The sequence below is a fragment of the Streptomyces sp. NPDC091376 genome, assembly GCF_044757085.1.
GTDB classification, from domain to species: domain Bacteria; phylum Actinomycetota; class Actinomycetes; order Streptomycetales; family Streptomycetaceae; genus Streptomyces; species Streptomyces pratisoli.
On the sequence record NZ_JBIVUF010000048.1, the window covers coordinates 1 to 7,143 of the forward strand.

The 7,143-nt window shown below is 62.9% G+C and carries 6 protein-coding genes and 4 pseudogenes; 6 read left to right on the plus strand and 4 right to left on the minus strand.

Annotated elements, in window-relative coordinates:
* Nucleotides 1–406: 406 nt before the first annotated feature.
* Nucleotides 407–704 (minus strand): annotated as a pseudogene (locus ACIQMR_RS37895) (zinc ribbon domain-containing protein); the annotation flags it as partial.
* 336 nt (nt 705–1,040) lie between these two features.
* Between ACIQMR_RS37895 and ACIQMR_RS37900 the strand changes: the two are divergent.
* Nucleotides 1,041–1,793, plus strand: a complete 753-nt coding sequence (locus ACIQMR_RS37900) for a S1 family peptidase (RefSeq protein ID WP_401397631.1) — start codon at nt 1,041–1,043, stop codon at nt 1,791–1,793.
* Nucleotides 1,794–2,125: 332 nt separating this feature from the next.
* Here the strand turns inward: ACIQMR_RS37900 and ACIQMR_RS37905 are convergent, their stop codons facing one another.
* Nucleotides 2,126–2,587: a hypothetical protein gene (locus tag ACIQMR_RS37905; protein ID WP_401397621.1), complete on the minus strand. Its 462-nt coding sequence runs from the start codon at nt 2,585–2,587 to the stop codon at nt 2,126–2,128.
* Between the two features lie 162 nt (nt 2,588–2,749).
* Between ACIQMR_RS37905 and ACIQMR_RS37910 the strand changes: the two are divergent.
* Nucleotides 2,750–2,884, plus strand: a pseudogene (locus ACIQMR_RS37910) (ISAzo13 family transposase); the annotation flags it as partial.
* Here ACIQMR_RS37910 and ACIQMR_RS37915 read toward each other — a convergent pair.
* Nucleotides 2,875–3,240: pseudogene (locus tag ACIQMR_RS37915) on the minus strand (hypothetical protein); the annotation flags it as partial. The pseudogenes ACIQMR_RS37910 and ACIQMR_RS37915 sit on opposite strands and share 10 nt — an antisense overlap.
* Here ACIQMR_RS37915 and ACIQMR_RS37920 point away from each other — a divergent pair.
* Nucleotides 3,136–3,429: a hypothetical protein gene (locus ACIQMR_RS37920; protein ID WP_401397624.1), complete on the plus strand. Its 294-nt coding sequence runs from the start codon at nt 3,136–3,138 to the stop codon at nt 3,427–3,429. The pseudogene ACIQMR_RS37915 and the gene ACIQMR_RS37920 sit on opposite strands and share 105 nt — an antisense overlap.
* A gap of 55 nt (nt 3,430–3,484) precedes the next feature.
* On the plus strand, nt 3,485–3,787 hold the full coding sequence (locus ACIQMR_RS37925) for a hypothetical protein (RefSeq protein ID WP_401397633.1): 303 nt from the start codon (nt 3,485–3,487) through the stop codon (nt 3,785–3,787).
* 31 nt (nt 3,788–3,818) lie between these two features.
* Here ACIQMR_RS37925 and ACIQMR_RS37930 read toward each other — a convergent pair.
* A pseudogene (locus ACIQMR_RS37930) lies at nt 3,819–4,398 on the minus strand (IS5 family transposase); the annotation flags it as partial.
* A gap of 614 nt (nt 4,399–5,012) precedes the next feature.
* Here ACIQMR_RS37930 and ACIQMR_RS37935 point away from each other — a divergent pair.
* Nucleotides 5,013–5,633 (plus strand): hypothetical protein, encoded by a 621-nt coding sequence (locus tag ACIQMR_RS37935; protein ID WP_401397627.1) that lies wholly within the window; start codon nt 5,013–5,015, stop codon nt 5,631–5,633.
* A gap of 817 nt (nt 5,634–6,450) precedes the next feature.
* Complete coding sequence (locus tag ACIQMR_RS37940; RefSeq protein ID WP_401397629.1) at nt 6,451–7,050, plus strand: DUF3558 domain-containing protein; 600 nt, start codon at nt 6,451–6,453, stop codon at nt 7,048–7,050.
* Nucleotides 7,051–7,143: the final 93 nt, after the last annotated feature.

Consider the following 7,143-nt stretch of genomic DNA (forward strand, 5'->3'; position numbering starts at 1 on the left):
AAGAACAACGCGGGCGAGCGCCGGGCGATCGACCAGGTCTACTACGCGGACGACGGCACCGAGTACGCCCTCTACATGGCGAGCCCCGCGAAGGACTGGTCCACCACACGGAAGCAGTTCGACACGATGGTGCAGAGTTTCCAGCCCTCGGCCCAGTGAAATGGGCACCGTCTGGCGCGTCCACGACGAGGCCGCCGAGCGTGACGTGGCACTCGAAGAGCCGCGCGTCCCGGAGCACCTGAGCGAGCGGGAGCGCGCAAACCATCTGCGCATACAACGCGAGGCCCGCGCCGCCTCCCTGATCGACCGCCCCCTCCGTCGTCGTCCCGATGCAGACGTCATCGTGACCACTCCCCCGGCTGAGCCGGGGGCTTCTCGCTATGCCGCTGGGGCTTCGCGACGGGGCCAGCCTGGCCCGTAGAACGTTGAGTGCACCCACCGTGGCCGCGTGCGCTCTGTGGCCGCAGGAGAGTCAGTGGAACTTCTCCTGTGTGGGCCGGTTCTCCGCTGAGACGTGTCCGCATCGGGGGGCAGGTCCGGGACGTGTTGCTGGGGGCCACAGCGATTACTCTATCGTCCGGCGCTTTCAGCCTTGGCGTGCAGCATCGTCACGAACACCCCCATCCCGCATCCGAGACCGAGTGGTTCAGCCCCGCCTTCACGGCAGCCCCGTTGGGCAGGAAACTGCCCGACTGGTCAGGGTTAGCACAGGAGCCCTACTCGGGACTCAAACGGCACAAAATGCGTGGCTGTGGGACAGCCGCTGCACCGTTGACGGGCGATGCCAACCAGTCCGGGATCGACCGTGGAGGGCAAACCAGAATAAGTAGTTATTACCTGCACCCGGCAGCCAACTCCAGGCGTCCATGGTGTTGGAATCAGATCGGCGCACGCGTGCACCGATCGCACTAGCCGGAATCTGACAGTTCTTAATTCACCCCGCTAGGGAGGCACGAATGAGAAGTCTTGGACGTCTGAGTGTGACAGGAGCGGCAGTCCTGCTCTTCACGACCACCACGCTAGTTTCCGCGCACGCAATTATGGGGGGAGAGCATGTCCCGGCCAAGGATTACCGATCTTTGATCGGAATTCTTCATCCCGAGAAGGGTCAATTCTGCACCGGAGCGCTGATCGCTCCCGATACAGTCCTTACCGCCGCACACTGTTTCGAAGATCTTGACATCCCTGCGTCCAAAGTCCGCCTAATCGGTGGCCGCACAAATCTGGCAGACAAGGGCGGCGAGATCCGGAATGCACTAAAGGTGGAGACCCACCCCTCCTATGAAGGAGTCGCAAGCGACTACGATGCCGCGTTGGTGACTCTGAATAGGCCCATGCCGTACAAGACCATGCCTTTGGCATTGGACAGCAACAGCTCTTTGTATAACTATGGCCGTAACGCCGAGGCACTTGGCTGGGGTGCGACCAAAGACAGGTCGAGTCTGATCGAGGCTGATCCGTCCACATCGTCACGCCTGAAGCGGGCCACGCTAGTAACAGCGCCTATGAGCAAGTGCGGCCCGTGGGCTAATGACTCTTCTGTAACGTTCTGCGCACTGCCTCGCCCGGGCAAGGCTGAGAGTATTTGCAGCGGCGACTCCGGAGGTCCGTTGATCGCCAAAGGAAGAATAATCGGCATCGTGAGCAGCGGAAACAAGTACTGCGTTCCCGATACCGCATACTCCACCTACACTCGCGTCAGCTCTATAGCTTCCGGTCTCGGCCTCAAGACCGCGAATAGAACAAGTTACTCCGCCACTCCTGATGACGCATCACACTATTCTTCAGAGTAAGGTGGTGAGATACAGGAGTTCTTGGCTGGTCTGGCGCGGGTTGCCCTCAAGTGAAGAAGGGTCCATTTAGCTAACCGACGGCCAAGGATGGCCAGTCCGCGGCGCCCTCGTGCGCGACGACTCCCGGGACGTCTCTGTTCGAGTAGAAAGTACCTATCCTATCGGATGGAGTTGGTGAGATAATCGAAGACAGCAGCTAACCGACTGGTCTTCAACCACCATGCCAGTGCATACAGCGACGCCAACTGAGTGGGGGTCTGCGATGCTCCGTGATGCGATCATTGCGATCCTCAACGTGGGGATCGTCGCTCTGGCGGTCGGCAGCATGATGCTCACTCTGTGGGTTGGCCGGGACAGATACTCCCGCGAATCCCGGCCCCAGCCGGCCGACGAGGAAGAGGGCCGGCCTTCAAGCCGGTGAACGGCCACTCGTACACGTCGGCACTGGCCTCGCCTAAGGGCTTGCCGGGAATCAGCACGTTTGGTTTGATCTTGGTTTCGTCAGGGTCGAGGAATCGGGCGACGTCGTCTGGCGTGCGGAAACGGGCTGTTGAGGCGGGGAGAGAGACACGGTTGGCTTCCAGGAGCGGGCGGACGTCTTTCACTGCACGGCTGATGGTCATGGCAGTGGTGGTGAAGAGCTGGCCGAGAAGCTCCTGAAGCGAGTGTTTGCGGCCGGTGCCTGGGGCGACGCGGCGTGGTCCGCCGCGGGCTGCGTGGCGGACCTGTTCGCGGTGCTCTTCAAGCGCGGGGATCAAGGTGTCGGTGAGGTCGTTGAGTTGCTTGCGGGGCATGCCGGTCAGCTCGGGGTGCTGCAGGTCGTGGAGCGTGAGGGGGCGAGAGCCCTCGGCTGACCACTCGCGCTGCCGGAGCGGGGCTGGGCCCGGTTGATGATCTGCGGGGTGAAAGGTGTAGTTCCAGCCTCCGTGGAAGCGGTGGCGTGCAAGGCGGCGACGGCCTCGAACACCGGCTGGGTCCCCATCGGCACCGATCACGACACCGCGGCGTTCGCCGTTGCCTCGATCCGCCGCTGGTGGCAGGCGGTCGGACGGCACGACTACCCCCACGCCCGCAGGCTGCTGGTCAGCTCTGCCGCCAGATTCCGGGTCGACTTCGTCGTCCAGCGCAGCGGCGACATCGGATCGCCCCGCTCATCGGGCTCGACCAACGCCAACAGCGCCGGCCGCAGCCCCGCATCCAGATCGGTCGCCTTCTTCCGGCCTCCACCAGGACGACGGACCCGCCCCAACAGGGCCTGGCCGGAGTCAAGTTCAGCCACCCCGTGCGAGACCGTGCCCTCCCGGACCCCCGCCGCAGCAGCAACGAGCCTGATCCCGCCCCCGTGAGGGTCAACACGCACGACTTCCCCGGCCAGGCCGAGAAGGCGATTCCGTACGGGATCTACGACATGGCGGACATGCCCCAGCGACCGCGCTTCCGCCCCTATGGCCAGTCGACGCTGACGCTCGTCCAGATGCGGCAACAACGCCTGGAACTTCGCAGCCAGGACGGCCTCGATCCCCTTTCGTCTCCCCATACCAAAACAACGATCCCCGCAACTGGAAGCCACGACTTGTTTCCCGGCAAGCCCTACTGTAAGACCTGTTCTCGTCCAGTTCCTGGTTGGGGCCAGTAGACCAGGATCCGCTTGACGTAGAAGCCTCGTTGCTAATCAGAAGCACCCGCTCGAGATGGTCAGGGCACGCGCAGCCGCCGGCGTCGCCAGCATCAACGGCCTCAAGATCACCTCCCACAGCCTGCGGGCGAGCCCGAACACCGACATGGCCGAGGCCCTGGCCTCTCTGACCGAGCGCAACACGGCCGGCGACTGGAACGCGGACTCCACCCTCGCCGACGACGTCTACAACCGACCCGACGGCACGATCGACACCAGCAAGGATGATCCACTCGACGCCGTCCCGCTCCGGGGCGACTTCGACAGCCAGGCCGCGCCCAACGGGGAGCAAACGAGCAGCTCAGAGTCCTTTTCCTGAGTGGGTGGCTCTGGGATGGCATTTCCGCGGGTGGATGTCGTATGCCTTGTCGGCGTGCAGGCGCTGCGGCTTGAAGTGGCGGCCGCTGTGCGGGTCGTGTCTCGTTTGGTGACCCGCGACCATGGGCTTCAGGGCTTCGCTGTCGTGGGTGTTGGCGGCGGTGACGCCGACGAGGAGGGGCAGTCCGTTCGCGTCCGACAGGACGTGCATCTTGGAACCCGGTTTGCCCCGGTCCACGGGGCTCGGACCTGTGAGTTCGCCCCCTTCTTCGCCCTGACGTGGGCGGAGTCGAGGACGGCACGGGAGAGGTCGAGGAGCTGCGCGTCGTCGAGTCGGTGCAGGATCGCCTCGTGCAGCCGGCCCCACACACCGGCTCTGGACCAGATCAGAAAGCGTCGGTGGGCGGTGGACTTCGATATCCCGAAGCAAGGCGGCAACGCACGCCAGGAGCAACCGGACACCGGCACATAGATGATCGCCGCGAACAGCGTCTCATCAGGCATGTCCTGCGTTCCGCCGCCCTGCGGACGCGTCTTCGACGGAGGGATCAGCGGCTCGGCGATCTCCCACAGCCCATCCAGAACAATCCAACTCCACGTACCCCGCCCCATGAACAGCCCAACGACCGATCACCACATAGGACACAGTCGCCGGCCTGTTACCGAAAGCCTGGCATGATCAATCTTGCATGCTGAACACCGACGCGGGCATCCCCCTCCCAAGCGTGAACGCAGCAGCTCTGAAACACCCTCAACGCGTGAGTAGCATTTCCCTATATTGTGGGAGTGGCTCTGTGCACTACGCTCCAGTACGCGCCTTACGGCGCGTGGCAAGATTACTCATAGAAATTGAGCACAGGTGAACGCGCCAAGGACCCTTCTCGTCGCCCCGGTTGCCGACACTTCCGGCCGCTCGCCCAGCCTGCTGCATTCCTCACGATCACGGCCGACTCACTCAGTTATGCCTGTGCCCATGACAGGACGGACGGGGATGCGGTGACGCAGCCCATACGGAATCCTTTGGAAGTCCCCTTACGCGGCGACCGCATCGGCCGGATCATCGCAACCGTCTTCGCTACCTAAGCGCAACTGTGTCCTGCAAAACAACTCGGGCACGACTCCGGTTCAGGCCAGTGGCGCCCCTCGAGAATGCCAGAACGCTGCGTGTAGCGATCTCCCGACGATGACTCAGGATCTGTTCATCCCTTCAACCTTAGAGTCGGATTATGGCACTCCCAGTCCTCGCCGCCGAACTTACAGCTGCATGGGTCGCTATTCAAAAGCATCACCCAGATTTGCCCGACCTGACCACTCCAGAGTCCCTCATTGGGGAATCCTCAGCCGTATGCGGGGCGGGGCTTTCCTTCCAGCGCCTGCTGCATGAAGCCGCGCACGGCATCGCGGCGGCACGCGGTCTCCGTGACACCTCACGAGGTGGCCGCTATCACAACCGCCGTTTCCTCTCAACTGCCGAGGAACTCGGGATGAAGCACTCTGAGCATCCCCATCCCAGCCACGGTTTCTCCCTGGTCCAGATACGCACGGACACAAGGAGGCTCTACCTGCCCGCCATCGAGCGGTTCCAGCATGCCCTGAACGCCCACTCTGCACTGGCTCTGTCCGACAGTGCAGCAGGCTTCTACGATCCGGCATCCAGGCACAGGCCCTTCAGCAGAGCCGTCGGGCGGGTAAAAGCAGTGTGCGACTGCAGGCGCAATGTAAGGGTCGTCATGTCCGTACTCGCACTGGCACCCATCATATGCACGGCATGCGGCACATCATTTCGCATCCCTGAGAGAGAGGAAAACCACCACCCCACGACCCGCGATTCACAAAGAACGCGCTGACCTATACCAGCTACTCCACTCGCTCCAGATACCACCGCTTGAGGCCTCCACTCCAAAAATGACCGGTGCATGCTTTCCCACTGCCTCGTTGGCGTGTACGCAGGGCATGTGGAGCAGTTTCCGTCTGCGACACAGACGAATACTCGGCCGCAGATCGCCGAATGCCCGCCAGCCATTAGGCACGCATTACTCATGTCACCGCGAGAAGCCTCCGGTTAACCTGACCCGGCCCTTCTGACACGATGCAGTCGGCCTCACCACCCAGGTATGACGTGCTCGACGGACCTGCGGGCAAGGCTTGTGCGAGTTCTCATGACCCTTTCGGACGCACCCCGATGGCGCTTCCACTCAACCAGTGTGACCTCGCCCCCGCCTCTTCGAAGCAATTGTTCTCGCGCCCTCAGTCAGGCAGTGTCATTTCCTCACCACAGGCGGCCTGCACTACGACACTGATTCCCCCTGGAGTTACGTCTCCACTACTACGCCGCCGCGCCGGTACACGATGCCAGCCGTCTTCCAGACAGCGAGCGGAACCCGGCCGTCATCGCTTTCCCCCTCAGATTCCTCCCCCTCGAACATGGACGCTTCCCCTCTCCGCCTCTTGTACCGGAACCCTGAGATCACCGGGCACCCGAGGAGGAACGCGCCACGAAAGAAACAATAATCCATGCACAACTCAGCCGACCGGCTTACCCGCGCACTCACATGCGCTGCTTCCCTTCCAATCGTGCTCGGAGTCGTTAGTTGCTCTCCAGCCTCTGGCATCCGCCCCACATCGTCCGCCGAGGCTTCCTCCACCACCGGCCAGCAGTCCCCGATGGCCGTGGCACCCGCAGTTTTCGTCAAGTTGCCCTCCCCCTGCAAAGCGCTCACCGCCACGACAGTCGATGCCCTGGTACCGGAGGTCAAGAGCAAAGCAGGTACGAGCAGCACTGGCGGTGACCCGAACAACAGCAGCTGGTGCTACTGGAACGGTTTGAAGGACCTGGGCGTCAACGGCTCGACCTACCGCTGGCTCGATGTCTTCTTCCGGCGGTTCGGACCCCAAACCGGACAGGCGGGTGGTGAGCAGCCCGCTCGTGACACGTATAGAAAGGAAGTCTCCAAGATCCGTGCGACTGAGGGTTCCAGGAGCCTCCTGGTCTCGCCCGCAAGGGGTATCGGCGAGGAGGCCACGGTACTGAGCTACAACACCACCGCGGGCGCTGTGCAGTTCAGGCACGCGGACATCGTCGTTCGAACGGGAAATGTCGTGATGACCCTCAGGTACAACGGTGCGGGCTACGAGGGGGCTCCGACTCCCGACTCATCCGCGCTGACGAAGTCCGCCCTGGCCGCGGCGAGGGAAGCGGTAGCCTCAGTGGCGAAGGCCAATGAAATTGGACGCAGTTCCGCGCAGGAGACCGTGACACCTTAGACCGTGTCCTATGTGGTGAGGCGGACGAGACGTTTGTAGCAGCACAGGGCGGCGGCGAGGCCGAGGAAGGCGAGGTAGTTGCGGGGGTGGCGT

What these genes read in the sequence shown, in the direction of transcription:
- ACIQMR_RS37900 (WP_401397631.1), top strand. Translation starts at nt 1,041, where the DNA reads ATGGGGGGAGAGCATGTCCCGGCCAAGGATTACCGATCTTTGATCGGA.
- ACIQMR_RS37905 (WP_401397621.1), bottom strand. Translation starts at nt 2,587, where the DNA reads ATGCCCCGCAAGCAACTCAACGACCTCACCGACACCTTGATCCCCGCG.
- ACIQMR_RS37925 (WP_401397633.1), top strand. Translation starts at nt 3,485, where the DNA reads ATGGTCAGGGCACGCGCAGCCGCCGGCGTCGCCAGCATCAACGGCCTC.
- ACIQMR_RS37935 (WP_401397627.1), top strand. Translation starts at nt 5,013, where the DNA reads ATGGCACTCCCAGTCCTCGCCGCCGAACTTACAGCTGCATGGGTCGCT.
- ACIQMR_RS37940 (WP_401397629.1), top strand. Translation starts at nt 6,451, where the DNA reads ATGGCCGTGGCACCCGCAGTTTTCGTCAAGTTGCCCTCCCCCTGCAAA.